Origin of the sequence: Plesiocystis pacifica SIR-1, assembly GCF_000170895.1 — a bacterium.
In the GTDB taxonomy this organism is placed as follows: Bacteria; Myxococcota_A; Polyangia; order Nannocystales; family Nannocystaceae; genus Plesiocystis; species Plesiocystis pacifica.
The window spans coordinates 1-25888 of the sequence record NZ_ABCS01000015.1 but is presented as its reverse complement, the minus strand read 5'-3'; the positions used below and the strand labels follow the sequence as shown (position 1 = coordinate 25888).

General features: G+C 70.1%; 18 protein-coding genes and 8 tRNA genes. 5 read left to right on the top strand and 21 right to left on the bottom strand.

Going from position 1 to position 25888, the window contains the following annotated elements; all coding sequences use genetic code 11:
- Nucleotides 1-4: 4 nt before the first annotated feature.
- From PPSIR1_RS09890 to PPSIR1_RS42325, 4 genes are all read right to left on the bottom strand, one after another.
- Nucleotides 5-3718 (bottom strand): ATP-binding protein, encoded by a 3714-nt coding sequence (locus tag PPSIR1_RS09890; protein WP_006970892.1) that lies wholly within the window; start codon nt 3716-3718, stop codon nt 5-7.
- A gap of 224 nt (nt 3719-3942) precedes the next feature.
- Nucleotides 3943-4536 (bottom strand): GNAT family N-acetyltransferase, encoded by a 594-nt coding sequence (locus PPSIR1_RS09885; protein WP_006970891.1) that lies wholly within the window; start codon nt 4534-4536, stop codon nt 3943-3945.
- 423 nt (nt 4537-4959) lie between these two features.
- Nucleotides 4960-6489: a sensor histidine kinase gene (locus PPSIR1_RS09875; RefSeq protein ID WP_006970889.1), complete on the bottom strand. Its 1530-nt coding sequence runs from the start codon at nt 6487-6489 to the stop codon at nt 4960-4962.
- Nucleotides 6490-6568: 79 nt separating this feature from the next.
- Nucleotides 6569-8116 (bottom strand): L,D-transpeptidase, encoded by a 1548-nt coding sequence (locus PPSIR1_RS42325; protein WP_006970888.1) that lies wholly within the window; start codon nt 8114-8116, stop codon nt 6569-6571.
- A gap of 101 nt (nt 8117-8217) precedes the next feature.
- Here PPSIR1_RS42325 and PPSIR1_RS09865 point away from each other — a divergent pair, with 101 nt between their 5' ends.
- Nucleotides 8218-9054, top strand: coding sequence for an AAA family ATPase (locus tag PPSIR1_RS09865; protein ID WP_006970887.1), 837 nt, complete (start codon nt 8218-8220; stop codon nt 9052-9054).
- A 1-nt stretch (nt 9055) separates the two neighbouring features.
- The gene (locus PPSIR1_RS09860) at nt 9056-10318 is read left to right on the top strand and encodes a VWA domain-containing protein (RefSeq protein WP_006970886.1); all 1263 of its coding nucleotides are present in this window, start codon (nt 9056-9058) and stop codon (nt 10316-10318) included.
- Here PPSIR1_RS09860 and PPSIR1_RS09855 read toward each other — a convergent pair whose 3' ends face one another.
- The gene (locus tag PPSIR1_RS09855; protein WP_006970885.1) at nt 10319-11101 is read right to left on the bottom strand and encodes a hypothetical protein; all 783 of its coding nucleotides are present in this window, start codon (nt 11099-11101) and stop codon (nt 10319-10321) included.
- A gap of 191 nt (nt 11102-11292) precedes the next feature.
- On the opposite strand from PPSIR1_RS09855, the gene PPSIR1_RS09850 reads away from it, so the two are divergent.
- Nucleotides 11293-12396 (top strand): hypothetical protein, encoded by a 1104-nt coding sequence (locus tag PPSIR1_RS09850; protein ID WP_006970884.1) that lies wholly within the window; start codon nt 11293-11295, stop codon nt 12394-12396.
- 306 nt (nt 12397-12702) lie between these two features.
- On the opposite strand, the gene PPSIR1_RS09845 is transcribed toward PPSIR1_RS09850, so the two are convergent.
- The 6 genes from PPSIR1_RS09845 to PPSIR1_RS09820 form a co-directional block, all read right to left on the bottom strand.
- Entirely contained in the window at nt 12703-13749 is a 1047-nt protein-coding gene (locus tag PPSIR1_RS09845) for an endonuclease NucS domain-containing protein (protein ID WP_006970883.1), read from the bottom strand.
- Nucleotides 13750-13854: 105 nt separating this feature from the next.
- Entirely contained in the window at nt 13855-14634 is a 780-nt protein-coding gene (locus PPSIR1_RS09840; protein WP_006970882.1) for a hypothetical protein, read from the bottom strand.
- Between the two features lie 65 nt (nt 14635-14699).
- A complete protein-coding gene (locus PPSIR1_RS09835; RefSeq protein ID WP_006970881.1) occupies nt 14700-15992 on the bottom strand; it encodes a zinc metalloprotease in 1293 nt (430 codons plus the stop codon).
- 28 nt (nt 15993-16020) lie between these two features.
- Nucleotides 16021-16950: an agmatinase gene (speB, locus tag PPSIR1_RS09830; protein WP_006970880.1), complete on the bottom strand. Its 930-nt coding sequence runs from the start codon at nt 16948-16950 to the stop codon at nt 16021-16023.
- Entirely contained in the window at nt 16947-17789 is an 843-nt protein-coding gene (gene speE / locus PPSIR1_RS09825) for a polyamine aminopropyltransferase (protein ID WP_006970879.1), read from the bottom strand. Before speE ends, speB begins: the two co-directional genes overlap by 4 nt.
- A 93-nt stretch (nt 17790-17882) precedes the next feature.
- A complete protein-coding gene (locus tag PPSIR1_RS09820) occupies nt 17883-18965 on the bottom strand; it encodes a hypothetical protein (protein WP_006970878.1) in 1083 nt (360 codons plus the stop codon).
- Nucleotides 18966-19111: 146 nt separating this feature from the next.
- On the opposite strand from PPSIR1_RS09820, the gene PPSIR1_RS09815 reads away from it, so the two are divergent.
- Nucleotides 19112-20914: a glutamine--tRNA ligase/YqeY domain fusion protein gene (locus PPSIR1_RS09815; RefSeq protein ID WP_006970877.1), complete on the top strand. Its 1803-nt coding sequence runs from the start codon at nt 19112-19114 to the stop codon at nt 20912-20914.
- A gap of 86 nt (nt 20915-21000) precedes the next feature.
- Here the strand turns inward: PPSIR1_RS09815 and PPSIR1_RS09810 are convergent, their stop codons facing one another.
- The 9 genes from PPSIR1_RS09810 to PPSIR1_RS47630 all read right to left on the bottom strand — a co-directional run bounded on the left by PPSIR1_RS09810 (nt 21001) and on the right by PPSIR1_RS47630 (nt 22683).
- Nucleotides 21001-21399: an HNH endonuclease gene (locus tag PPSIR1_RS09810; RefSeq protein WP_006970876.1), complete on the bottom strand. Its 399-nt coding sequence runs from the start codon at nt 21397-21399 to the stop codon at nt 21001-21003.
- A 69-nt stretch (nt 21400-21468) separates the two neighbouring features.
- A tRNA-Cys gene (locus tag PPSIR1_RS09805) sits at nt 21469-21542 on the bottom strand.
- Between the two features lie 22 nt (nt 21543-21564).
- Nucleotides 21565-21632: transfer RNA gene (locus PPSIR1_RS47640), tRNA-Trp, on the bottom strand.
- 48 nt (nt 21633-21680) lie between these two features.
- Nucleotides 21681-21752, bottom strand: a tRNA-Ala gene (locus tag PPSIR1_RS09800).
- 246 nt (nt 21753-21998) lie between these two features.
- Nucleotides 21999-22070, bottom strand: a tRNA-Ala gene (locus PPSIR1_RS09795).
- A 26-nt stretch (nt 22071-22096) separates the two neighbouring features.
- Nucleotides 22097-22169: transfer RNA gene (locus PPSIR1_RS09790), tRNA-Gly, on the bottom strand.
- A gap of 22 nt (nt 22170-22191) precedes the next feature.
- Nucleotides 22192-22262 (bottom strand) — tRNA-Gly (locus PPSIR1_RS09785).
- Between the two features lie 227 nt (nt 22263-22489).
- Nucleotides 22490-22577 (bottom strand) — tRNA-Ser (locus PPSIR1_RS47635).
- An 18-nt stretch (nt 22578-22595) separates the two neighbouring features.
- Nucleotides 22596-22683: transfer RNA gene (locus tag PPSIR1_RS47630), tRNA-Ser, on the bottom strand.
- Between the two features lie 518 nt (nt 22684-23201).
- Here PPSIR1_RS47630 and PPSIR1_RS09780 point away from each other — a divergent pair.
- Nucleotides 23202-24824 carry a vWA domain-containing protein gene (locus PPSIR1_RS09780; protein WP_045115744.1) on the top strand — a complete coding sequence of 541 codons (1623 nt, stop codon included), beginning with the start codon at nt 23202-23204 and terminating at the stop codon, nt 24822-24824.
- Between the two features lie 57 nt (nt 24825-24881).
- On the opposite strand, the gene PPSIR1_RS09775 is transcribed toward PPSIR1_RS09780, so the two are convergent.
- The coding region (locus PPSIR1_RS09775; protein ID WP_006970874.1) for a tetratricopeptide repeat protein at nt 24882-25888 on the bottom strand (1007 nt) is incomplete at its 5' end.

Here is a 25888-nt window from a genome sequence, read left to right as displayed (position 1 = left end):
CGCTTCACCCCTGGGTCCTCTCGAGCTGCGCGCGCGCGCGCTGCTCGAACAAGCGAGCGCCCTGGCGCTGGGCCACGGCGATGGACTGCTCGAGTAGCTCTAGCGATTGAGGCGGATCGCGCTCGGCGAGGCACTGGGCCTGCATGCGCAGCAGCTCGGCGAGGTAGCAGTCCTGGCCCTGGCGCTCGTCGCCCCGCTTGCCCTCCTCGATGGCCTCGAGGGCTCCGTCGATGTCGCCGGTGCCCGAGCGGATCTCGGCTTCGATCAGCCGGTAGATGGACTGGACCACGGGCACGCGCTCGACCTGCTGTTCCCACGCCTTTTCGATGATCGCGAGCCTGCCCACGCTTCGACCGACCAGGGCATCCCCCGCGGCCGCGTACATCTGGCCCAGGCTCAGGTACATGGGGGCGAGGTGGCGCTGGGCGTAGAGCTGGACCAGCTCCGTGCCCCAGTGCTGGCAGCCGGGCCCGTCGCGGTGCTGCCAGGCCACCCACACGGCGGTGTTGAGGCCCATGGCCAGGGTGAAGGGGTGCTCGAGCTCGCGGACCAGCTCGAGCATCTTCTCGCGCTGGTCGAGGGCCTCGTCGACGCGGCCGAGGATGCTCAGGCTCAGGGTCAAGAACATGTAGGCGAGCACCCGCGGATCCTGGCCGTACTCCGCGATGTGTTCGCCGTGGACGGCGGGGTCGAAGAGCTCGAGCACCTGGGAGCAGGCCGCCACGGCGTCTTCCCACCGGCTGCTCCAAAACAAGGTGTTGCCCAGGGCCGCCTGGGCCTGGAGGATGATCCCGGTGTCCCCGCGCTGTTGGCCGATGGCGAGGCACTGGGTCGCCAGCGCGCTGGCCTCGGGCAGCTCGCCGCGGCAGATCCGGGGCGCCCACAGGCCGAACAGGGTCCGCGCGAGCTCGGCGTCATCGAGGAGGTGCTCGGCGAGCTCGCGGGCGCGCTGGTAGGCCTGGACGGTGTCGTCGGCGAGCCAGCCCTGCTCGACCTTGAAGGCCGCGCCGAGGTCGTTTTGCAGGTCGAGCTCGAGCTGCATGCGGGTCTGCTCGCCCTCCTCCGGGTCGGCCGTGGCGCACAGCTCGAGGCCGTGCTGGAGGTGCTCGATGGCCGTCGTGTTGGCCCCGACCCGGGCCGCGTGGCGGGCCTCGATCTGCAGGTACTTGGCCGCGTCGAGGTTGTCGCCGGTCTGCTCGTAGTGGTGGGCGAGGAGCATCGCGACCTCGTCGAGCCTGCCCTCGTAGAGCGCCTCGATCTGCTCGGCGACGTAACGGTGGTAGCGCCTGCGCTCGGACCGGCTCAGCCCGTCGTAGATGTACTGGCGCACGAGCGGGTGGGAGAAGCGGAACAGGGTCGTCCGCTGCTCGCCCAGGCGCTGGACGCCGCCGTCCTCGACCAGCCGGTGGCGCTCTTCGAGGTAGCGGTTGAGCTGGCGCTCGAGCTGGCGCTCGCTCTGCCCGAGCACCTCGACCAGGGACTTGACCCGGAAGGTCAGGCCGTCGACGCTGGCGACGTCGAGGATCTCGCGGTGCTCGTCGTCGAGCTGCGAGAGCCGCTCTTCCACCGTCGACTCCAGGCTGCGCGGGAACTCGTCCCAGCGAAAGCCCGCGTCGACGGTCCAGCCCTGGGCCGCGTCCTCGAACATGGCGCCGCGCTCTTCGAGGGCGCAGATCAGCTCGCGGACGAACAGCGGGTTGCCCTGGGTGTGCTCGAACAGGGACTCGCGGAAGTCCTCGTCGATGGCGTTGGGCGCGTACTCGGCGTCGATGAAGGCGTCGACGAAGCGCCGCCGCTCCCGGGCCTCGATGGCGTCGAGGTCGAGGGCCGGGAGCATCATCTTGTCCCGCTCGAGCCTGCGCTGGAGCCGGGAGAAGGCGTGCTGCTGCTTGCCCTCCATGACCAGATCCGCGGGCCGGTAGGTGAACACGAACAGCACGCGCGCGCTCGCCTTGCGGCTCAAAAAATCCTGCAGCAGGCCGATGGACACGTCGTCGACCCACTGCATGTTCTCGAACACCAGCAGCAGCGGGCGCGCGCCCTGGAGCGAGAGCAGGAGCTTGCAAAACTGCTCGCGCAGGTCGTCCTGGGAGATCTGCGTGGCCTCGAGCCCGATGCCTTCCTGGGCGCCGTCCTCGGCGAGGGCGCGGCGCAGCGGGGCCGTGGTCGAGAGCATCGAGGACAGCAGCGTGGGGACCTCTTCGACGAGCGGCTCGGCGAGCTCCGTGGTCAGCGCGCGGCAGCGCTGGACCGACTCGGCGTCGGACTCCGAGAGCAGCCGGCCGGCCTCGATGCCGCCGAACAGCAGCTTCAAGGCCTCGCGGATCGCCAGGTAGGTGCTCTTGCGCTGGAGGAAGCTGGCGTCGTCGGCCACGACCGCGATCAGCGAGGGGTCGGCGCGCAGGGCCTGGCTGACGAAGCTCCGGGCCAGCTCGGTCTTGCCCGTGCCCATGTCGCCCCGGATGACGCAGGCGCGCGGTCCCTGGCCCTGCGACTCCCGCAGCGCCTCGTGCAGGGCGGCCAGCTGCGCGTCGCGCTGGAACAGGTCGGGGTCGGGCTCGACCTCCTCCGAGGACGGCAGGGGGTCGGCGGCGAAGGCTTCGTCGAGGCGCTCCGCGAGGGGTCGCGCGCTCGGCTCGGGGGCGAACACCTGCCCGGACTTCATCCGGCTGTAGAGCGCGGGCATCCACGCGTCGTGGCGGTCCCAGACGAGGGCTCGGGCGGCGGCCAGGGCCCGGTCGACGCGGCCGTCCGCCTGCAGCTGCCGGAGCAGCACCGGCATCATCCGCTCGGCCGTGGCCATGGAGATGCGGCCTTGCATGGCGACCACCGCCGCCACGCCGGCCTTGGCCAGGCCCCCCGCGAGGGTCTGCTGGATGCTCGGCTTGGGCTCGTAGCGGCCGTCGCCCGCGCTCTCGCACGAGAGCAGGATGGCCAGCTGGGGCAGGCGCTGGAGGTTGCCGAGCTGATCGAGCAGGTCCCCGACGTAGTCGACGTCGCCGGCCTCGTTTTGCAGGATCAGCCGCCACTCGCCCTCGTTGCGCCGACTAAAGCGCCCGTGACAGACCAGGTAGAGCACGTCGACCTCGCCGCGCAGGGCGTCGAGCAAGCGCGCGCGCGTGCACGGATTTTCGGGCCCGCCGAGGACCTCGATGGCCATGCCTTCGAGCCCAGCCTCGGCCCGGGCGCGCTCGGCCTCGAAGTCCACGGACGCGAGCTTGGTCCGCTCGGCTCGTTTGCCGACCGGCGCGGCGATGGCCACCAGCGCGCGCAGCTGCGGGCGGCTGCGCAGCTCCACGGGGCGCTCGTTGTCGGAGAACAAAAAGCGCGACAGCAACACGCGCTCGTTGGTGGCGAGGGGCTTTTCGGTGACCGGGTGGCGCAGCAGCTCCCAGCGCAGCCCGTGCAGGTCGTCCGCGGAGGGGTGGATGCGGACGACGACGCGCAGGAAGTCCCCGCGGGTCTGCGCGGTCTTCTCGGCCTCGACGAAGCACTCGCGCAGCTCGGCGGCGGCGAACAGCTGCTCGGTGAGCGTCTGCGCGTAGCGCTCGGCCGTGTCGCACACGCGCAGGGCGTCGGGGTCGAGGCTCACGCGGGCGTCGAGGTCGGCCTGCGCGCCCTGGCTCCGCCCGCTCTCGACGCGGATCGTCACCGTGCACGAGCCCTGGTCGTCACGCTTTAGATCGAGCAGCAGCTGGTCGTAGAAGACCTCGGTCATGAGCCTTGTGCGCGGGCGCTGCGGGGTTGCAAGGGGCCCGCGTTGACCACGGTATCACTGGGGGCTGAGCGCCGTCCGCCCACTCGGGGAGCGCCCAGCTGCGGCTGGGCGGTGTTCCCGACCTTGGAAACAGTCCGCAGTCGAAAGTCGACTGGTCCCTCTGGTTTCAGCCCCGCCTCCGAGGGGGTGACGCGAACATGGGGTCCGCGATCAACGCGAGGTCCTCAGCCCCGCGCCGCCCACTGCTCGCGCGTGACCAGGTAGCGGACGACCTGTAGCTGTGGCGCGATGGGGTGCGCCGACTCGCCCACGAGGCGCATGCCGAACTTGCGCATCACGGCGATGGACGCGGCGTTGTCCGGCAGGGCGCAGGCGTCGACGGCCGCGACCCCGAGGGTGTCGAAGGCGTACGCGACCAGGGCGCGGGAGCCCTCGGAGGCGAGGCCTTGGCCCCACACGCCGCGGATCAGCCGGTAGCCCAGCTCGGGGACCTCGGGGTCGAACACGCTCGGGCGCAGGTGAAACCAGCCCACGAAGCGGCGCGCCTCACCCATGAACGCGCTGAAGTAGCCCTGGGGGTTGGGCGGGTCCTGGTTCGAGTAGGCGGTCATGCGCGCGAGCAGGCCGGCCTTGGTCTGGTCGCCCAGGTAGTCCGCCCGGGTGTTGGGCTTGCCGCCGCTGATGAAGCGCATGACCTCGGGGTCCGAGTCGAGCGCGATCAGATCGTCGAGGTCCTCGGGCTGGACGTGGCGCAGCCACAGCCGCGCCGTGGTGAACTCGGGCTGAGCCGGCTGGGTCGGCTGAGGCGGCTGCGACATGGCGCGCTCAGGCCCGCGGGTGGGGTCCAGACGAGTCCGCCCCCGGGCCGATCGGGACCGGGGTGAAGTCGCGGACGTAGCCCTCGGAGGGGTGGAGCAGGTCGGTCAGCAGGGCCGAGAACAGCCGGCCGTCCATGGGCTTGCGGACCGAGCGGGTCGGGCCCGCGCCGATCATCCGCTGGACCGTGGGATCGGTGGGCGAGTCGGACAGCAAGATCACCGGCATGTCGGGGTTGAGCTCGCGGACGCTCTTGAACATGCGCGTCGAGCCCTCGATCTCGAGGTCGAGGATCAGCAGGTCGACCTTGTCGCCCATCTCGGTCAGCAAGGGCGCGGCGCCCTTGGGGTCGGAGGTGCAGATCGGCTTGCACTCCGTGGCCTCGAGCAGCTCCTCGAACTCGTCGAGGGCGTCTTGGTCCTCGGTCAGCACGACGACCACGGGGCCGTTGGAGTCGCCGCCGAGCACGGGCCAGGGCTTGTGCGAGCTGTCGCGGTCCTCGGCGACGACCAGCGGGAGCAGGATCGTGAAGGTCGTGCCCTGGCCGATGACGCTGTCCACGAGCACGCGGCCGTGGTGGCGGGTGACCGTGCCCATGAGCATGGCCAGGCCCAGGCCGCTGCCCGAGCCCACGGCTTTGTGGTGAAGAAGGGATCGAAGATCTGGTCGATGTGCTCGTCGTCGATGCCGGTGCCGGTGTCGGCCACGGTCAGCACGGCGCTGCGCGGGACCCCGTCGTTGACGTCGACCTTGTCCTCTTCGGCCTCGGCGTGGGGGCGCGAGCTGGTCCCCAGGCTGATGGTGATCTCGCCGCCCTCGGGCATGGCGTCGACGGCGTTGAACACCAGGTTGGCCACGGCCTGCTGCAAGAGCACGCGGTCCACGTCCACGGACACGTTGCGGGCCAGGTCGACCTTGAGGCGTACGTTGCCGGGCAGGCTGCGCGAGAGCACGGGCAGGATCTGCGCCTGGAGCAGCTGGCGGAGGTTGGAGCGCACGGGCTGGAAGGTGCCCTGGCGGGTGTAGGTCAGCAGCGCGCCGGTGATCTGCGCGGCCGCGGCGGCGGAGTCGAGGATGCGCTGGCCGTAGCGCCGGCTCTGCTCCGTGCTGGCCGCGCCCTCGGCGATGAGCTCGGCGTGGCCGCGGATCGGGGTGAGGATGTTGTTGAGCTCGTGGGCCAGGCCCGAGGCCATGGTGCCGACGGTCTTGAGCTTCTGGGCCTCGAACAGCTGCTCGCGGGACAGCTCGAGCTCGTCCATCTTGGCCTGCAGGCGCTGCTCGAGCTCCTGGCGCTGCTTGGCGAGCTTGCTGAGGCTGGCCTTGACCTGGTTGTCGACGCTGCGCTCGCGCAGGTGCAAGGCCGCGCCGAGGGCGATGGGCACGAGCACGAAGGCCATGACCACGGGGATGCCGAAGTCGTCGTCGGCCCGCGGCAGGCCCTTGACGGTGTAGAGCACGAACACCGAGTACAGGCCCAGGGCCGTGTTCCACTGCGGGTGCAAGAGCATGCCGGCCCAGGTCAGGGTGATCAGGATGCCGCTGAGCAGGTTGGCCGTGGCCAGGTGCTCGCCGCCCCAGAACATGGTCGTCACCACGCAGGCCCCGACGGCGCCGGCCCAGGCTTCTTCGTGGCCGCGCTCGCGCATGGCGTAGGCCGCCCAGCTCAGCGCCGCCGACAGGCTCAGCAGCAGGTAGACCGCGTTGAGCTCGAACTTGCCGAACACCAGCTCGGTGAACACGTAGGCCGACAGGCACACCGCCGCGACCAGGAAGAGCATGCTCGAGCTTGCGGTCGTCCCGATGCTGTGGGGGGCCGGCATCTCGATCTCGAGCAGGTCGGCGGTGATCCGCGAGACGCCGTCCGTGTCTGCGCCGCCTCCAGCCGTCTTGGGCTCGGCCTTGGCCTTGGACGCCGACTCGTCAGCTCGTTGGGCCTGCTCCGAACTCTCCGCCATTGACGCGATGGTATCAGCCCTGGCGCCCCCGTCTGCGGGGAGTTCGGGCCGTGCAGGGTCGATCGCGGCTGGTGCGGGGCTACTCGAGCAGCTTGCGGCGATCGGGCAGCTCGTGCCCCGCTCGGCGAACGCGGACCTGCGTCCCGGGGTCGACGGGGTGCTCGTGGACGATGCGCCAGCCGTCGGGGAGGGTCGGCGTCGACAGCTCGAACACCCGCTTGGCGTCGCGGGGGCTGAGGTTGACGCAGCCGTGGCTCATGCGTTGACCGAAGCGCCCGTGCCAGTAGGCGGCATGGAAGGCGTAGCGGCCGCTGAAGTAGATGGCCCAGGGGACCGCCTCGACGAAGTAGGGATCGTCGTCGCTGGGCAGGCTGGCCATCTTGCCGAAGGCGTACTTGGTCTTGACGCGGTACAGGCCCGGCGGGGTGCGATCGCCGGCGCGGCCCGAAGACACGAGGGTGACGTAGATCGGCTCGCCCTCGTGCCAGACCGTCAGCATCTGCTCGTCGAGGTCGACGTCGAGCAGGCGCTCGCCCGCGAGGAAGCTGCCCGCGTCGCCCGTGCCGCCCTCCGGCGGGAGGGGCAGCCAGCGGCGCAGATCGTCGCCCGCGACCCAGCCGCCCGCGAGCGCGGCGGGATCGGAGCGCCGCTTTTCCGGGGTCAGGCCGGTGCCGGGCTCGAGGGCGAGGACCTCGAAGTAGGGCTCGCCGCCGGGGCCGGGGGCGCTCGTTGGGTTGACGTAGAGCTCGCCTTGCTGGGGCAGGTGGCCCAGGACCCTCGCCTTTGGGTCGGGCGTGGCGAGCACCGCGGCCTTCCAGCGCTTGGACCACGCGAGCTGCCAGCGACCTTCGAGCACGGCCTCGGGCAGCGGGCGCTCGCGGAGGTCTCGACCTTCGAAGGCGCTGGGGTCGAAGCGGTGCAGCTCGGCGGCCGGGACCGCGCGCTTGGTCGCGGTGAGCATCACCGGCGTGCCCTTGTTCCAGCGGTAGCGCAGGAAGGCGTAGCTCCCGTAGGCGGGCAGCGCCTCGACGGGATCGTCGCCCGCGTTGAACGAGCGGACGCTGCGGTAGACGGGCAGGGGCGGGGTCGCGTCGTCGGCGTGGGCCTTGTGGCGGGCGTAGACGAAGGGCAGGTCCGAGCCCTCGAGCAGGCGCGGCAGGGGATCGGGCGCGGCGGTGTCGGGATCGGTCCGCGACAGGCACACCCAGCCGGCGTCGGCGACCTGGGCCCAGCCAGCGCCGCAGTCCGGCGTGGGCTCGGCGTGGGCGTAGACGTGGAAGCGCTCCTTGCTGGGGATGCGCCCCCGGGATCCGGACTGCTTGTCGGTCGCCCGGTACACGGTGCGCACGCTGCGGGCACGGCGAAGGTCGACGGGCTCGCCGAGGGTCGAGGCCGGGGTGTAGGGCGGGACCTCGGCGCGCGTCGGCTCGGGCTCGGCGCTCGGAGACTCGGCCGTCGCCGCGGGGTGCTCGACGGGGGCCGCCGCGCTCGGGCGATCGTCTTTGGGCTCGTCGCTCTCGCCCTCGCCGTGGCAGGCGAGCGTAGCCAGCAGCGCGACCCACCGCGCCAGCTTCGCCGCCCTCGCCCGAGCGGGCGGGGCATCAGGTGCGGAGGCACGGCAGCGCATGACAGTTCGGGTATGCCACAGCCCTCGCGGCGCGCGGAAGTTGGCCGGGTGAGCAGGGCCCGCCGGGCGGCCTCGGAACGCTGTGCCATACTCCGCCATCCATGAGTCAGTTCGCGTCCAGTGACCGCTACATCGTTTCTGACGAGCTCGCCAAGGCCGTCGACGTCGCCATGGCGATCGGTCGCCCCCTGCTGATCAAGGGCGAGCCTGGCACCGGCAAGACCCTGCTCGCCGTCGACCTCGCCCAGCAGCTGGGCAAGGAGCTGCTGCGCTGGCAGGTCAAGTCGACGACCAAGGCCGTCGAGGGCCTCTACCAGTACGACACGGTCAAGCGCCTCCACGACAGCCGCTTCGGCGACGGCGACGTCGGCGACATCGCCAAGTACATCTCGCTGGGGCCGCTGGGGCGCGCCTTCGAGCTCGAGGAGCAGACCGTGGTGCTCATCGACGAGATCGACAAGGCGGACCTCGAGTTCCCCAACGACCTGCTCCACGAGCTCGACGCCATGAGCTTCACGATCCCCGAGACCGGGCGGACGCTGACGGCGGCCAAGCGGCCCATCGTGATCATCACGAGCAACAACGAAAAGGAGCTCCCCGACGCCTTCCTGCGCCGCTGCGTGTTCCACTGGATCGCCTTCCCGGACCGCGAGCTCATGGCCCGGATCGTCGCCGTGCACCACCCGCGCATCGAGGACGAGCTGCTCGCCAGCGCCCTCGAGGCCTTCTACCGCCTGCGCGCGACGGAGGGCCTGCGCAAGCCCCCGAGCACGAGCGAGCTGATCGACTGGATCGCCGCCCTGCGCCACGCCGACATCGACCCCGCCAAGCTGCTCGGCGCGCGCCTGCCCTTCCTGGGCGTGCTGCTCAAGAAGGAGCAGGACGTCGCCCGGGTCGAGCGCGGCGCCTCGGGGGGCGGGCGCGGCGGGAGGTACTGAAGTGCCCGCCGTCGACATGCGCGCGGGCGGGCGAGGGGTCCCGCTCTTCCTCGACTTCTTCTACAAGCTCCGCGCCCGGGGCGTGAAGGTCAGCGCGCACAACTGGCTCGCGCTCCTCGACGCCCTCGGCCAGGGCCTGCACGACTCGAGCCTCGACGGCTTCTACGCCGTCGCGCGCTGCATCCTCGTCAACGACGAGGGCGACTACGACGGCTTCGACCTGGCCTTCGGCGAGAGCTTCCGCGGGGTGATCGCGGACCTCGAGGCCTTCACCGAGCAGCTCGCCGAGTGGCTCAAAGATCCCCAGCAGCTGCTCCACCTCGACCCGGCCCTGCGCGAGCTCATCGACGAGCTGGGCATCGAAGAATTGCGCCGCCAGCTGCTCGAGCGCCTGGCCGAGCAGAAAAAACGCCACGAGGGCGGCAACCGCTGGGTCGGCACGGGCGGGACCTCGCCCTTTGGCCAGGGCGGCATGAACCCCGCGGGCGTGCGCATGGGCGGCTCTGGGGGCGGGCGCTCGGCCCTGGCCGTCGCCGACTCGCGCCGCTTCCGGGAGTTTCGCAAGGACCTGGTCCTGGATACGCGCCAGCTCGGCACGGCGCTGCGACGGCTGCGTCGGCTCCAGCGCAAGGGCGGCATCGAAGAGCTCGACATCGACATGACCGTGGACGAGACCGCGCGCAACTGCGGCGACCTCGAGATCGTCATGCGGCCGCCGCGAAAGAACGACGTCCGCATGCTCTTGCTCCTCGACGTCGGCGGCAGCATGGACCCCCACGCCGAGCTCGTCAGCCGGCTGTTCTCGGCGGCCCACAAGCACGGCGGCTTCAAGGAGCTCGAGTCCTACTACTTCCACAACTGCGTCTACTCCAAGGTCTACGAGGACGCGGCCTTCACCAAGCCCGTGCCCATCGACCACCTGCTGCGGACCAAGGACGCCAACTGGCACCTGTGCCTGGTCGGCGACGCGTGGATGCACCCCGGCGAGCTGATGATGACCAGCTCGAATTTCTGGACCCTCGACCGGGCGCCGAGCGGCCTGCGCTGCCTGGCCAAGCTCGCCGACCACTTCCCGCGCTCGGGGTGGATCAACCCCGAGCCCGAGCGCCTGTGGGACGCCCCGACGATCAGCGAGATCCGCCGGGTGTTCCCGATGTACACGCTCACGGTCGCGGGCATCGACCAGATGGTCGAGGCCATGCGCCGGCCGCCCCAGGCCGCGCGGCGCAGTCACATCGGTCGGGTGCTGCGCCAGGCCGATTAGTTACTCGCTCGAGGGGCGCATCAAAAAGCGGACGATCGGCCCGAAGTAGGGCGTGACCGCGAGGAAGGCCAGGGACGAGGCGGCGACGCCGAGGCCCAAGAGCGCGAGCGGGTTCTCGTTGGGCAAGATCGCGTGGGGGTGGACGAGCCAGCCGGTGGCCGGCGCCCGGGCGGTGGTCACCGCGATCAACACCGCGCCGAATAGCGCCGCGAACAGGCCCCAGGTGCGGCCGCGGCCGAGCCCGGCGCACGCGGCCACGACCACCGCCGCGCCGCCGATGACTCCGGCGCCGACGAGCCAGTCGTGCTGAGGCGCGAGGCCGTAGACCAGGGCGCAGGGCAGGGCCGCGTTGGCGCAGGTCATGGCGAAGGCGTGGCGGCGATCGACGGCGCCGCCCTGTGCCGGTCGCTGCACGAGGGTGAACAGCAGCATCAGCGCGTGCAGGGCGATGCCAGCGAGGGCGAAGCGCTGCGGGCCGATGACGAAGGTGGCCTGGACGAAGCAGACCAGGCCCCACAGGGCCGTCCCCAGGCCCAGGTAGCGGGCCCAGCCGCGGCTCGACCACAGGCCCGCGGCGGCCACGGCGTAGAGGATCACCAGCGCCGTGAAGCCCGGGATCCACTCCAGGTTGAGGGGCCACATGCCGGCGCTGACGACCAGGCAGCAGCCGGACACGGCGAGGGCCGCGAGGGCGGCGAGGCGCCCGGGCAGGGAGCTGGGGGCGCTCGGCTCCGTCGAGGCGAGGGGAGCAGGGAGGTTCGGGCTCGCGGAGGCGTCGTGCATGGGCGGCTGTGCACTAGACGAACGAAGCGGCGGGAAGACTCCATGGGCGGCGCAGAGATCTGTGGAGGGTGCGCACCTCACTCCGGCAGGGTGTCTTTGGACCCAGACCGAGGCGCGTCAGCTCACGCAAAGCGCACGTATCGGCACAAACTGCGGTGGAGTCTGTCGGGGGGTCTGGCACAATCCCCAGGATGTCCGACGTGCGCGAGGACGGGCCCGAGTCCGAAAACACCGCTGACGTGACCCCGCCAGAGGGCCACGCCAGCGCCGAGGATGGCGACGCGACCCTCGAGGCCGACCCCGACCCGATGAACGACGACGGCGTCGAGCGCCCGCTGCACGAGACCCTGCTCTCGGATCCGCCCGTGCCCTCGCACAGGCGCCCCGAGAGCCGCTGGGCCTACCCGCTGTGGGGCATCCTGCTCGTCAGCATCTTCGTCGCCTACCAGACCTCCACGCTGCTGGTCTGGAACACGCCCAGCAAGGGCTTGGCCAAGACCTTCCACAAGGAGTTCCTCGACGGGGTCTACGGCTACAAGTACTTCAACGCCGCCCGCCTCAACCAGAGCTGGGCGATGTTCGCCCCCAACCCGAACCGCACCAACACCTTCGTGCGCGTGTTCGTGGAGGATCAGGAGGGCGAGCTGTGGGACTACCGCCAGGACATCTGGGGCATCGATCGCTACCCCTACCTCTGGTACGACCGCGGCGGAAAGATCAACCGCCGGATCAACGGCAAGAAGCACTATCAGCGCATCTACGGCGCCTGGGTGTGCCGCGACTGGGAGCGCAACCATGAGGGCGAGCCGGCCAAGTCCGTGACCTTCGTGCGCCGCTACACCAAGGTCCCGCACTGGAACGTGGTCATCAAGCAAGGTGGCTGGGACCAGTGGAAGGCGCCCTTCAAGCAAAAAGAGCAGGAGACCATCACCTGCAAGACCACCGTCCACGCCCAGCTGCCCGAGCGCCTCTACGACCGCTACGGCATCGAGATGGACGAGGACGACGAGAAGCGTTTTCGGCCCGTCAAGCAGCGGACCTGGTGGGACAAGGCCGAGGCCGAGCGCAAGAAGGACGAGCGCAAGGCCAAGCAGGAGGCCAAGCGCGCCGAGTGGGAGGCTCGCCGAGAGGCCCGCAAGGCCAAGGCGAAGACCCCGGGCAACAACGTGGGCGCGGCCGCGCGCCAGGACGAGCTCGACGCCCGCGGGCCGATCCGCCGCCCCGCGCATCCGGCCGTGGGTCAGGATGAGGAAGACGCGGCGGCCGCCGCCGAAGAAGACGAAGTCGACCAGTAGGCCGACGGGCGACGGCTTTGTGCCGAGCCTGGATCGACTAGGTGGTGAGTAGGCTCAGGGCGATCGCTTGGAGTTGAGCGGCGGGGGCGTTGGGACAGCGTCGAGTCTCGTGCCGAGTTGGTCTGTCGAATCGATGATCTCGGTATGGGCCCACGCCTCAAAGAACGCGAATCGGGAGCTGAATACACCACCCATGCCGAGCGAGCCCTCGGTGAGCAAACCGGGGGAGTGTGCATCTCGTGGACGTCGCTAGTCTCGAATTCACCCGCGTGTCGGCCCAGTTCGCGTGTGAGCGAATGAGCTGAGCTACTGATCGAGTTTTGCAGCCTCGTTCCAACTGGATGCGACAGGCTGCTTGGTCAGCTCAATGAGCTTGTACATGGCTGCAACGGAGTCTCTTAGTTCTGCCCCGTTGGGCATAGAGACCCGGAGGCGGCCCCCCACACGTTGCCAAGGAGTCACCCATTGGACGTTGCACTCCGGCAGCGCTGAGGCGACAGTTTGAGCGAGGCCTTCAACGACAGGCGCTACACGCATGACGTTCTTGGACTCGAGGTGCAGTTCTGGGTGGATCTGATCTCCGGAGGAGAGGAACTCGTAGTGCATGGACGCTGGCCAACCGGCAACCCGCACGGCCCGGTAGTGACGGGCGCGACCATGAACTGTGATGCCTGACGGGGGCGTAAAGAGCCGGACGACCTCGATGAGGTTGTGGATGATGGGGCGAGGCTCTGAGGCTTTGGCCTCATGCTCGTTTCCTTGGACGAGGAGTCGGGGGACGAAGATGGACTCGTTTTTAGCGACATACTTCTCGATCTCGACTAGCCGGATGTCGAGGTCGCTGTGGTCGTTGGCGAAGCGCACGATGCGGACGAGGTCATCAGGCGCCGAGTCCACCGCAATGACGACGCGCTGAGAGCCTGCGCGCAACATCCGGTCGCAGTTGAGCCGAGCGTCTTCTACTGCGTTCGGGTTGTCGGCGCCGAGCAACTGACGTAGGGCCTTCTCGACGCCCCCGCCCGTGTTCTCGTTCAGCTCGGTCACCTGGTATTCCGCGAGCGCGGAGGCATAGTCAAAGACCTGAGCGAACACCTCTCGGCGTGACTGCCCGTTGCGCTCGAGCTTGACCTCGACTGCGCTGAGTCTACCGGTCTCGTCGACGAGTAGGAGATCAAGCCGGCCGGCACCGCTGGGAAGAACGAACTCACGGGAGACGAGGGCGACGCGCGCTTCGTTCTCATCGACGAGGAGTTCGGGGTGCTTCTCGATGATATCCTGCAACTCGCGCTCGGATGTGTAACGCTGAGGCTGCAGGGTCTGGCTAAACTTGCTGGTGGTCCGAATCAGGGGCATCGCAAAGAGCTTCCCACACCCGAAGCCTGGTTAGGGGAAACTCAATATCGACCTGGCGTGCCTCCGACGGGGAGACTCCGGTGGAGGGTCAGCGTTGGCCGGCCCTCAGTGCCGAGCCTTCGGGACCAGGGAAGGCCGCGGGGCGTTGGGCGGCGGCGGCTTGGCGCTGGTCATCTCGGCGAGCACGGTCTGCATGGCCTCGTCGGAGCACACCCCGTCGCGCCAGGTCACCAGCCGCGGCGCGCCCCAGCCCTCGCCCGGGATGAAGGCCCAGTGCAGCCCCTCGAGGCTGCTCCAGTAGGCGTCCGGGATGCCCGGGATGGGCTCGGAGGTGAAGCCCTCTTGCTTGAGGCGGACCTGGATGCGCTCGTCGTGCTCCTCGGCGGCGGTCTTGGTGTCGGGGTCGATGATCTTCGACACGCGCACGGCCAGCGGATTCGGGAGGCGGCCGTCGCCGTCGGGCTCGGCCATGAAGTGGTAGCCGCAGGTGTGGTGCATCGACTCGCCCAGGTAGATGGGCAGGCCGCACAGCTCCTTGAAGCGCTCGGCGTCGAAGCCGAGCTCGGCCGGGCAGCACTGCGGGTCGGGGAGCTTGGGCGCGTAGAGGCGACACACCCCGTTGGTCTCGTCGGGCCGGCCCGTGCCCAGGGAGGGCTGGGGCGGCGGCTGAGTCGGCGCGTCCTCCTTGGCGTAGAGGTCGTCGGTGTCGCGGACCACCCGCGGGTCGTCCTCGGTGACCTCCCTCGCGGACCCGGCCTGGTCCTCGCCCTCGCTCGGGCCGGCCTCGATCTTGCTCGGGCATGCGGTGCCCAGCAGCGCCGTGAGGCCGAGGATGGCCCAGCGGGGGAGCGAGGTGGCGTGCGCGGTCGAGGTGGCGTCGGTCATGGGCAGCGGCTTTCTTAGCGTCCGAGCGCGGCCGGGCGCAAGCTGCCCAACGGCGAGGGGGCGCCCTACTTTCGCCTGCGGCGGCGCCTCAGCCCCCAGACGCCGCCCAGGGTCGAGAGCAGCGCGAGGCCCAGCCCCTGCGAGCGCCGCGGATCGGTCTCAACCGCCGCGCACGCGCAGCCGTCGTCGAGGCGCGGGGGATCCTCGCCGACCTCGATCTCGAAGCTCAGCGTGCCCTCGTTGCCGGCCATGTCGCGCAGCCGCAGCTCGAAGGTCCAGCTACCGACGGGGAGGTTCTCGACCTCGAAGCTCGGGTCGAGGACCTCGGAGAAGTTGGGCTCGTCGACGAGGCCGGGGATGGTCACGGCGAACTCGTAGCGCTGGGGGTGGAGGTCGTCGATGACCCCGAGCTCGACGAAGAAGCTCGCCGGCGCCTGGTAGTAGCGGCCGCTCCCGGGCGAGAGCAGCTCGAGGGCGGGGGCTTGCGCGTCGACGTAGGGGCCGCCGAACAGGTACTCGATCAGGGCGGTGGCGTACTGGAAGTCGGCCAGGCCGCACAGCTCGAGGTTGAGGTCGGGGCAGCTGGCCGTGCCGGGATCGATGGGGTCGAGCTCGACGTTTTGGACGATCTGCGCGCAGCCGTCGAAGTAGTCGGCGATGGTGTTCCCGCCCATGGGGGCCATCAGCGCCGTGTCCAGGCCGACGTGGTCGAGGCCCCAGGTGTGCGCCGCCTCGTGCATGGCCGTCGACGCGCCGCCGTTGATCCACGCGGCGCGGTCCGTGCCCAGGTAGACGAAGCCGACCTGGTTGGGCAGGTCGTCGTAGCAGTCCCCCGCGGGCGCCCGGCCCAGGGCCTCCTCGGCGATGGAGTCGCCGCCGTAGACGAGCATCAGGTAGGTCTCGTCGGGGCCCGGGCGCTGCCCGGTGATGCGCAGGCCCAGGCCCTCGCCGATGTCCCGCATGCCGTCGAGGATGGCCACCCGCTGGGCGAGGTCGCCGGGGAAGGGGTCGATGGTCTCGCCGCCCTCGATGGAGCTGCAGTTGGCGTGGCTGTTGGACGGGACGCAGGTGTCGAGGGAGACGCCGTCGAAGTTGACGAAGATGGTGGTGTGCTCGCCGATCTTGCGCGCGGGGGGCGGGGGGCTGAGTTCGTCGCTGGCGTGGGTTTGGGCTCCCTCGCCCCCCTCGGTAGCGGCCTCGGAGCAGCGCGGGGTCTCGGCCCAGCCGTCGAAGTCGGCCGGGGTCTCGTCGACGATCGACGCCGGATCCGGGGCCTCGTGCACGCGCAGGGCGAAGTCCGGCGGGGGCGCGCCGAGGGTCAGCGCCGCGAGCAGCGGCGCGTGGGCCAGGAGGGCCATCGCCGAACCATAGCAGCTGGCGCGTGACTCAGCGGGTCAGGACCAGGAGCAAGGTCCGCGCGAGCCGGGCCACCGCGACGCTCGAGCGCCCGGTCGGATCGAGGGCCGGCGCGAGCTCGACGATGTCCGCCCCGACGACCCGACCCTCGCGCGTGGCGAGCAGACCCAGGGCGGCCTCGACGGCGCCGAAGGCCAGCCCGTCGGGCTCGGGGGTCCCGGTACCGGGGATGTCGGCGGGGTCGATGCCGTCGACGTCGAGGGTCACATAGAGGGGCAGCCCGGCCGAGCACAGCGCGGTGACGCGGGCGGTGATGGCCTCGAGGGTGGGCGCGAGCAGCTCGAAGCGCGCGTCCTCCCGGGCCATGCGGTACTCGCTGCGCTCGCCAGAGCGGATGCCCCACTGGTGCACGCGGTGGTCCGGGCCCATCACGTCCCGGGCGCGGCCGAGGACGCTGGCGTGGTTGAAGGGCTCGCCCTCCCACTCGTCGCGCAGATCCATGTGCGCGTCGATGTGGATGATCTGCAGGTCGGCGTGGCGCTCGAGCATGCGCTCGAGGAAGGGGTAGGCGACGAGGTGATCGCCGCCGATGCCGAGCACGGGGAGGGCGGGGGCGTCGGCCAGGCGGGCGTCGAGCTGGGTCCGCAGCGAGCGACATAGGCGCTCGCCGGGGGTCTCGCCCGCGATCCCGCTGGCCGCGTCGGGGACCGAGCAGTCGAGGTCGCCCAGGTCGACGTAGCGCCGATCCTCGAGGTCCTCGTCGAGCTTGGGGCAGTAGGTCTCGATGCTGTCGGAGGCCGCGCGCAGCCCCGCCGGGCCTCCGGACGCGCCGCCGCGGTAGGTCACGGCGCCGTCGAAGGGCACGCCCAAGAGGGCCGCCTGGACCTCGTCCAGCTGCGTTCCCGAGGGGAGCGCCCCGAGGAAGCGCTCGCGCCCCGCCGAGGGCTCGACGACGCTCACGCCTGCGCGTCTCCGGCCGTGACCAGCTCGCGGACGAAGCTCGGCAGCATGAACGCGCCCTGGGCCACGGCCGGCGAGAAGTAGCGCGTGGACAGGGCCGCGGCGCGGTCGAGGTCGAGGTCTCCGGGGCTCCGGCTGTGGCTGGCCATGCAGAACACCCAGCCGCCGCCGGGGTAGGTCGGGATCACGCCGTAGTAGCCGTGGACCTCGGGGAACACCCGCCGCACGGCGCCGAACAGGCCCTGGATGACCTCGGGGGCGTAAAAGGGCGACTCGGACTGCGAGCTGATCACGCCGCCGGGGCGCAGGGCCGCGTCGAGGTCGCGGAAGAAGGGCTCACCGAACAAAGCGGCGGCCGGGCCGATGGGCTCGGTCGAGTCGACCAAGATGGCGTCGAAGGTGTTTGGGTGGCGCTTGACGTAGGCGACGGCGTCCTCGAACACCAGCTCGACGCGGGGGTCGTCGAGGAAGCCGGCGACGGAGGGGATGTACTCCTGGCAGACCCGGGTCACGCGCTCGTCGATCTCGCACTGGACGACCCGCTCGACGCTGGCGTGCTTGAGGACCTCGCGGACCGTGCCCCCGTCGCCGCCGCCGACGACCAACACTTGCTTGGGATCGGCGTGGGCGCACAGCGGCACGTGGGTGAGCAGGTCGTGGTAGACGAACTCGTCGAGCTCGGTGAGCATCACCATGCCGTCGAGGGTCAGCAGGCGACCGTGGCCCTTGGTCTCGAGCACCTCGATGGCCTGGAAGGCGCTGCGCTCTTCGTGCAGCTTGCCCGTGGTGTGGATGCCGACGGCAGACGTGTCGCGGTAGTGCTCGTAGAACCAGGCCATGGCTGGGGCTGATTACGCCAGCCGAGGCGGGGGCGCAATCGCGGCAGGTCACCCGGGCCCTGGGCACTCCGCACATCGCGCGCGAAGGCGGTCTCAGTCGCGTTTTTTGGCCGCCCGGGCGCTCGCGCGGAGCCGGGACTCGCGGACGACGTCGCCCCGCGTGGCCCGAGGATCGAGGTCGCGCCCGCGGCACTTGTCGTCGAAGCGCGGGTCGTCCTGATCGATGGCGAGGCTGAACTGGTAGGCCTCGGCCAGGGTCGCGCTGCCCAGGCCGGTCTCGGCGTAGTCGCTGAGCACCTCGAGGCGCTGGAGCCCCGCTCGGATCGTGAGCTCGCGGCGGTCGCCCTCGGGGTTGGCGAGAGCCTTGGTGGGATCGGCGAGGCCGCGGAGCTCGACGGGCGCGACCTGGCGCTCGCCCGCGCCCATGAGCAGGCTGGGCTCGTGGCCGTACCAGCTCAGGCCGTGGCGCAGGGGCACGAGCACCACGCGGTCGCCCAGGCCGTACTCGCCGAGGATGCGCGCCGGTCGAAAGGGGGGCTGGGTGGCCGCCTCCGGGCTCTCGCGGGGGGCGAGGGACAGGGTCTGGATCTCGTCGAAGGCGACGAAGTCGACGCCGGCGGGCTCGAAGGCCTCGTCGAGGACCAGGACCTCGAGGCTGCCGAGGTGGGTCAGGGCCGCGTTGACGATCCGACCCTGGAGGTCCGAGTAGGGGATCGCCTCGCCCTCGGGCGGACCGGCGCCGTGCCAGGTGAAGCCGTGGCGCGGGCGGTAGGGCGAGCGCCGACCGAGCAGGGCGCGGGCGCTCGCGCGGACCGGGCCCAAGTGCTGGACCGCGGGCGTGGGCGCGGCCCCGAGCTCGGCGAGGACCTCGGCCGGCGCCAGGAGCTGCTCGCGGAGATTGGGGGTCGCGTCGAGGAGTTCGAGGCAGCGCAGGTGGTGCAGGCGCAGGGCCTCGGGCCAGTCGAGCCCGCCCAGGCCGCTCGCCCCGCCCGAGCCGGTCCGCGCCTGTTCTTCGAGCGCCGCGCGCTCGGCTGGATCGTCGCGCCAGTACCGCTTTTGCAGCTCGATGGCCCGGGCTGTCGCCTCGTCGAGGCCGGCGAGCTTCGGCCCCTCGTGATAGTCGCGCTTGGGCGGAGAGCTCCGCCGACCGAACAGGCGCTCGAGCAGACCCGGCACGGGCGGACCATAGCACCGCGGGGTCGAGCTGCCGGCGATCGGGGTCTGGCGTCGACGGGGTGGGGCGCACGGGCCCTGCGCGCGCTCACAACCCGAGCCCCGGCGTTCGCGGGCCCCTGCGCGGACTTTGGGGTAAACCTCCCCGGGTGACCACCGACGGGAAGACCCCCGAGCGCAGTGAGGACGGACCCTCCAACTTCGTCCGTGAGCTCATCGCCGCCGACATCGAGGGCGGCAAACACGGCGGACGCGTCCAGACCCGCTTTCCGCCCGAGCCCAACGGCTACCTGCACATCGGCCACGCCAAGGCGATCTGCGTCGACTTTGGTATGGCCCAGGAGTTCGGGGGCCAGTGCAACCTGCGCTTCGACGACACCAACCCCGTCGCCGAGGACACCGAGTTCGTCGAGGCCATCCAGCGCGACATCGCCTGGCTGGGCTTCGAGTGGGCCGGCGAGCCGCGCTTCGCCTCGGACTACTTCGAGCGCATGTACGAATGCGCCCAGCACCTGATCCGCGAGGGCCTGGCCTACGTCGACAGCCAGAGCCTCGAGGCCATCCGGGAGGGGCGCGGCAACTTCTACAAGCCCGGCGTCGAGAGCCCTCACCGCGAGCGCAGCGTCGAGGAGAACCTCGATCTCTTCGCCCGCATGCGCGCGGGGGAGTTCGAGGAGGGCGCCCACGTGCTGCGGGCCAAGATCGACATGCAGCACGCCAACCTCAACATGCGCGACCCGCTGCTCTACCGGATCTTGAAGCAGCACCACCACCGCACCGGGGACGCGTGGTGCATCTACCCGATGTACGACTACGCCCACCCCCTCGGCGACGCCATCGAGGACATCACCCACTCGCTGTGCTCGCTCGAGTTCCAGGACCACCGCCCGCTCTACGACTGGGTGGTGGCCAACTGCCCCGTCGACACGCACCCGGAGCAGACCGAGTTTGGCCGCCTCAACCTCGGCTACACCATCGTCAGCAAGCGCAAGCTCCGGCAGCTCGTCGAGGAAAAGCACGTCGACGGCTGGGACGACCCGCGCATGCCCACGCTCTCGGCCCTGCGCCGCCGGGGCGTGCCGCCCGAGTCCATCGTCCGCTTTTGCGAGCGCATCGGCGTGTCCAAGCGCGACGGCGTCGTCGACGTGACCTTGTTCGAGCACGCCATCCGCGACCGCCTCAACGAGGTCGCGCCGCGCTACATGGGCGTGCTGCGGCCGCTCAAGCTGGTCATCGAGAACTACCCCGAAGACGGGGAGGACGTGTTCCACGCGCCCTTGCACCCCGAGGACGAGTCCTACGGCCGACGCGACATCCCCTTTTGCCGCGAGCTCTACATCGACCGCGAGGACTTCCGCGAGGAGGCCCCGCGCAAGTGGTTTCGGCTCGCCCCGGGCAAGGAGGTGCGCCTGCGCTACGCCTGCCTGGTGACCTGCACCGAGGTCATCAAGGACGAGGCCGGCGAGGTCGTCGAGCTGCGCTGCACCTGGGACCCCGCGTCCAAGGGCGGCAAGGCGCCGGACGGGCGCAAGGTCAAGGGCACGCTGCACTGGGTCTCGGCGCGCCACGCCAAGCCGGCGCAGGTGCGGCTCTACGACCGCCTGTTCCGCGTCGAGAACCCCCTCGACGTCGAAGAGGGCAAGACCTTCCTCGACCACGTCAACCCCGACTCCCTCGCGGTGCTCGCGGACGCGCGGGTCGAGCCGGCCCTGGTCGAGGTCGAGGCCGGGCGGACCGTGCAGCTCGAGCGCACGGGCTACTTTTGCGTCGATCGGGACACCACCGAGGGGCAGCTGGTCCTCAACCGCACCATCACCCTGCGCGACTCGTGGGCCAAGCTCGAGAAGAAGCTCAAGGGCGGCGCGCCCATGGTGAAGGGCCAAAAGAAGGGCAAGAACAAGAAGAAGAAAAACAAGGGCGAGCAGGCCGGGGGCGCGCCCGACAAGGCCTGATCGCGCGCCGTAGACCGGCGCCAACAAAGAGAGGGGAGCCAGGCATTGCCTGACTCCCCTTCGTGTTTGGGGTTGTTCGATGGGCCTCAGCTCGCGCGCCGATGCAGGAACATCAGCAGCGAGTCGTCGGCCTTGGCCCGGTTGCAGCAAGCGCAAGACGGGACCAGGTTGTCGCCGTTGGGTCCGCCCTTGGACCGGGGGACCAGGTGGTCCCGGGTCTTCGTGCTCTTGTCCAGGGCCGCGTTGCAGTAGACGCACAGCACGGGCCCGACGTTCCACACGAAGTAGCGGTACTCGCTGACGAAGACCGGGTCGAGGGCGCCCGAGACGGTGTCCTCGATGGTCAGGCGCTTGTGCCGGGCGATCTCGCGGAAGCGGGCCAGCCGTCCGCCGCGGCGGCCCAGCGTACGTACGCGCCGCTTGTACAGGAAGTACTCCCGAGTGCCCCTCGGAGGTACGGCGTTGTCGCTGTGGATGTGGGCCATGGCAGTGTCCTCCTCTTCAGGGGTGAAGAGTGGGGAAAGTCTGCGGATCCACAGCAGGGGGAAGGAAAGAGGTGCGATCCGGACTCGAACCGGAAGTCTCGTGGACTGCAGCCACGCGCGTTAGCCATTTCCGCCATCACACCAGACCCGAGCGTGCTCGGGGGACAGGGCGCGAGGGAGTCGAACCCTCCATCCCGGTTTTGGAGACCAAAAGCCAGCCCGGTGGGCGCCCTATGTGTGGATCACTGAATTGTTTGAGTTGTCTGCTCGAAAAGCATGGATGGAGATGGAGGGATTCGAACCCTCAACCGCGACGCTGCCAGCATCGTGCTCTCCCGTTGAGCTACATCTCCGTGAATGGAAGGCGCCCTTGGGCGCGTTCCATTCACTCTTCCTTGTTTTAGGGGCCTTGCAGGCCCCTCCCCCCGCCGGGCGGACCCGTCGGGGGGCCCCACCCCACTGCCCGGCCCCGGAGGGGCCGTTGGTTGTGTGCGCGAACGAGGCGCTTGGGGTGAGGGGGGGAAGAGTGATTGGTCGGCTGTCGATTTCTTTGTATGCCGATTTGGGTCTGTCGACTTCTCGACCTGTTTTTCTGGTTGTGGACCGCATCGGATTCGAACCGATACCCCCCTGGATGCAAGCCAGGTGCTCTCCCATTGAGCCAGCAGCCCGTGTTTGTGATTGTCTTGGAATCTAGAGTGCATGACGGGAATCGAACCCGCTTCCTCAACATTGGAAGTGTCGTGCTCTGCCAACCGAGCTCCATGCACGTGATGTGGGGTTTGAGTGGGAAGTGAACGGCGGGAATCGAACCCGCATCCTCGCATCGGCAATGCGATACTCTACCGTTGAGCTACGCTCACGTATTGTGTGTATTCGAGCGACGGTGAGGGGGAGGGTCGAACTCCCAAGGACTGTGGTCTCGCCCGGGTTCAAACCGGGTGCCGTCGCCGGCTGTCGGCTTGCCTCACCAGTGAAATGTCGAAGCGGAGAGAGGGAGGGTCGAACTCCCAAGGGCGTGAGCCCGGCCGTATTCGAAACGGGTGCCGTCGCCTGCTATCGGCTGGTCTCTCCAAGAGTGGGCGTGGAGCGGAGGGAGGGAGGGTCGAACTCCCAAGGACATGCGTCTCGTCCGGCTAGCAACCGGGTGCCGTCGCCTGCTGTCGGCTAGTCCCCCCAAAATGTTCACGCCCGAGCGGAGAGAGGGAGGGTCGAACTCCCAAGGACTTTCGTCTCGCCCGCCTTCCAAGCGGGTGCCGTCGCCTGCTGTCGGCTAGTCTCCCCAGTGCGTCTTCGGTGTCGGTGGTGCTCTCGGGTCCCGGCCTTCGCCTGGTCCGCTCGAGCGCTCAGCGACAACTCGATGAACAGGCGGATGACGACTGCCAGAGCCCGGAGGTACCGATGCAACCCTCGTCCGTCGACCCCGCGGCGGACCAACTACCGGCGGCGCAGCCCAGGGCGGCGGCGGCCAGGAAATCGGCGCGTGCGGTCATCTCGTCTCGAGCGTTCATCTCATCTACCTCGCTAACGAACACGAATGTAGCGGGGATGGGTTGGGGCGCAAGGAAGAATGTCGAGATTTTTTGGGCCCTCGATTACGCCACTTCTTAACTTGGTGAGGGGCGCCGCGAGGCGGCCCGAGCTGGCGACCGGCGTAGAGGTGGGTGGCGAGAGTTCGCGCCAGTAAGGCCGTTGCCGGGAGCGGGCGCGGGCGCCAACGGGGTTTGCTGGCAACTTCGCTTGCACGCCGCGAAATCATTGAGCTTTTCCCGAGGGCAAGCGCCTTGCTCTGGGTTCGGGGCGTGAGCGCCAAGTCGTTGAACTCCCTGGTCCGCCCTTCCAACCTCTCCGCCTTCGCCCTGCTGACCTTCGCTGGCGTCGTTGCGAGTGGTTGCAACGCCCACGACCTCAAGGGCGTGGAGATCGAGGGCTCGTCGGTGTCGACCAACTCCTTGCCCCTCGACGTCAACCGCAAGGTCGACGTCTTGCTGGTCCTCGACAACTCGGGCTCGATGGGCGAGGAGCAGGCCAACCTCGCGGCGAACTTTGGCCCGGTCATCGAGAGGCTCGAGGAAGTCGGCGCGGACTACCGCATCGGGATCACGACCACGGACATCGGCGGGCACAGCTGCGAGGGCCAGGCGACGGGCGGCTCGCTCCACCTGAGCTCGTGCCTCGATCGCCCGGGCACCTTCACCTTCAACGGCAACGATCAGTTCGCGGCGGCCTGCGAGGCGCACTGCCAGCTGAGCGGCGAGGAGCTCGAGATCCGGCCCACGGAGGGCTGCGGGGACAGCGAGGAGGCGGCGCGGCCGTGGATCCAGAGCTACAACGGGGTCTCCAACTTGCCCGAGGGGGTGACGACCCTCGACGCCTTCCAGTGCTTCGCGCCCCAGGGCATCAGCGGCTGCGGCTGGGAGTCGCCCCTCGAGGCCATGGCCCGGGCGCTCGAGAACATGCACAACCCCGATCGCCCGGAGTACGGCTTCTTGCGCGACGACGCCCTGCTCGCGGTCGTGGTCGTGACCGACGAGGTCGACTGCTCCTACAACCCCGAGCACGCCGACGCGCTGTTCCTCGACGGGGCCTTCTTCGCCGACGGGGTCAGCTACGCGACCTCGGCCGCGTGCTGGAACGCGGGCACGGACTGCGAGGGCGAGAGCCCCTACGCGAGCTGCTCCGACGCCAGCTACGACGCGAGCGGGAACCCCACGGAGGACCGGGACGCGGCGGTGCTCCGCCCCGTCGACCACTACGTCGAGCTGCTCGAGGGCGTGGCGGCGCAAAAGACCTCGGGCCGCGAGGTCCTGGTCTCGGTCATCGCTGGCGTGCCGCTGGGCTATCAAGACGGCGAGGCCATCGTCTACGCCGACAGCCCGGACAACTCGACGCAGGAGCTGTTCGGCATCGGCGACGGCTGCAGCAACGTGGTCAACGGCGAGGTCCAGACCGCGGTCCCGCCGGTGCGCCTGGTCAGCTTCGCTAGCGCCTTCCCGAGCGCGTTCAAGGACGAGCTCAACCTCTACTCGGTGTGCTCCGAGGACTACACCCCCGCGCTCGAGGACATCGTCGCCAACATCACCGTCGAGCTGCCGCCGGCCTGCTACGGCGACTGCGTCAAGGACATCGACGCGAGCACGGAGGAGCTCGACTACAACTGCAACGTCTACCAGGACACGAGCAGCGGCTCGGAGCAGCTGCCCGAGTGCGAGCGCGACGGGATGGGGGGCCACGAGCTGCCCGCGGGCGCGGACGCGTGCTGGATCGCCCACACCGGCGACGACCTCGATCCGCAGTGCCAGGTCGAGGGGCAGAACCTCGAGTTCGAGCTCGTGCGCCGCTCGGGGGTCGAGGTCCCCTGCGACGCGGTGGTCTCGGCGGCCTGCGAGCTGAGCACCTTGGACGCCGAAGCGTGCCAGTGGTGAGCGCGTCGAAGCAGGCGTGTAGTGGGCGGGGGATGAGTCCCCGCCCTTTTTATTTCTTCATGGCCTCGCCAGGCGGGCGTAGAGGGCCCGCAGCGCCAGCTCGGAGGTGGTCTCGGCGAACTCGAGGTAGCGCCGGGCGTGGTCGTGGGCGAACACCCGAAACCGGCCCTCGTCGTCGAAGAAGGTGTGCATGCCCGAGGAGCGGTTGCCTCGCATGAGCACGAGGGCGCGCTCGAGCACGGCGGGGTCTCCGATGGCCGGGCGGGTCCCAGGGTGGAAGGCGTCGCGCTCGACGCTGCGCTGGGCCGACCACAGCAGCTGCGGGGCGTGGCGCTGGGCGAAGGCGAGGCCGCGCGCGCGCAGGTCCGCGTCGCCGAGGGCATGGCCGACCAGGGCGCAGTTGATCCACGCGCCGAGCCGGGTGCCGGTGGACGCGAGGGTGTGCTCGAGCAGCTCCCGGGCGCGCTCGGGCTGGCCGCGCTTGCGCCACAGCTCGGCCTGGTAGGTGTGGGTGGCCTCGCCGTCGAGGTAGAGCTCGTAGACGCGCAGGCCCTCGCGCCAGCGCGCCAGCGCCCCGTCCTCGTCGCCCAGGAACATCGCGGCCGCGCCCGCGCCGATGTAGGCCCAGCGCGTGCGGGTCTCGGCCCACAGCGCGTCGAAGCGCTCGAGGGCGCGGGCGTAGTCGCCGGTCCACAGGTCGAGCTCCGCGGCGTAGCTGCGGCCAAAGGGCACGTCGGGGTGGCGGGCGGCGTGCTCGTCGAGGGCGCGCAGGACCTCGCCCGCCGGGCGGTTGCGCAGCTGGGCCTGGAGGGCCTCGACCTCGCTGCGGGGGGATTGAAGTTCGGGGGCCAGGCGCAGGCGCGGGCCCTCGGGGCGGTCCTCGAGCACGGTCACCCGCGGCGAGCGGTTGCCCCCGAGGCGCGCGAGGGCGCGGTGGAAGCGGAGCGGGGGCGGGCCCGCGGCCGCGTCGTCGGACTCGAGCTCGCCGAGGATCGCCTTGGGGATGTAGCGGGTCCGGCCGTCGACGCCCTCAAGCTCCAGTGCAGCTCGATGATGGCGCGGAC